Genomic DNA, 1,334 nt, shown 5'->3' with positions numbered 1-1,334 from the left:
TTGCCGAGCGCGCCGAGCTTCTGCAGGGCGTAACCGATGCCCTGCACGTAGCCGCCGTTCGCCTTCATCGTGTCGCAGGTCGCCGTGCCGCCGCGGCGCGGCTCCGGGCGGCTCCGTGGCGGATTCTGACTTCTTGTCCCCGGCCCCGGGCGCGGCGGCTGTCGGCCCGGCCATGCCGACGATGCCGAACCGCCGGGACATTCCGCCGGCCGGCACGGTGGCGCAGGCGGTGCTGGAGGCGGCCGTGCTGCGCGGCGAGGCGTTGCTGCAGTCCGGTGATCCGGTCGCCGCGCGGGAGGCGGTGCGCCCGGTGCCGGACGCGGCGTCCGTGCCGGTGGTCGCGGCCCGCGACCGGGTGTTGCTGCTGGCCGCGCTGGCGACCGAGCCGATGGCGGCCCGAGAACTGGCCGACAAGATCGCGGTGCGGCATCCGGAGCCGCTGCCGGGCATCGCGGCCGCGCTGGCCGCGGTTCGCGCCGCGCACCGGCTGCCGGGCTGGGACACCGCGCTGGCGGCGGCCGCCGATCCCGGCGGGGATCCGCTGATCACTCGCTGGAGCGCGTGGTTGCTGGTGGAGTATTTGGCCGCCGACGGCCGTCTGGTCGACTCGGCGCGGGCTGCTCTGGGTGCGGCTGAGGCCAGTGGTGCGGTGCTTGCCTACGGCTGGCAGACGCGTTTCCTGGCGGCCGCCGACTGGGCGCTCGCCCTGCACGGTCATCACCTGGGCCTGCCGCCGACTGCCCCGCCTGGCGCGATGTCCGGCCCGGAAGCTTCTGCCGGTCCGGTTTCCGGTCCGGCTGGGCCTGCCGGCGCAGCCACCGGCCCGGAAGCTTCTGCCGGTCCGGCTGGGCCTGCCGGCGTAACTGTCGGCCCGGAAGCTTCTGCCGGCCCGGTTTCCGGTCCGGCTGGGCCTGCCGGCGCAGCCACCGGCCCGGATTCCTCTGCCGGCTCGGTTTCGGGTCTGGCCGGGCCGGCTGGATCGGGCGGCGGGGTCGCTGGCTCGGCAAGCTCTGGCGGTTCGATCGCGGACGGACCGGGCGGTCCGGCGGACAGGCACGCCTGGCCTGGCGAACCCGATTTCGGGGCGCTCACCCCGGCCGCTCCCGCAGGCTCGCCCGCCGGGCCCGCACCGCACGGCCGATACACCGCCGACCCGGCCCCACCCCCGGCCGCCGCCGCCGATCAGCCGCCGGAGCTTGATCTGAGCTGGGACGGTGCGGAGGGGGTGTTGCGGCGCGCCGCGAACCTGACCGATCGGGCGCTGCCGGCCGAGGCCCGCGCGTACGCCGTCGCCGCGACCGCGTTGATCGAGGCGGACACCGGGCTGCTCGCCG

The 1,334-nt window shown here is 76.6% G+C and carries 1 pseudogene; it reads left to right on the top strand.

Annotation, left to right across the window (positions count from 1 at the left end):
• Nucleotides 1-133: 133 nt before the first annotated feature.
• Nucleotides 134-1,334 (top strand): annotated as a pseudogene (locus AB0F81_RS51300) (hypothetical protein); the annotation flags it as partial.

The organism is Actinoplanes sp. NPDC024001 (assembly GCF_040638955.1).
Classification (GTDB): domain Bacteria; phylum Actinomycetota; class Actinomycetes; order Mycobacteriales; family Micromonosporaceae; genus Actinoplanes.
Note: the sequence above shows the minus strand (reverse complement) of the source record. Positions and strands in the feature narration are given on the sequence as shown.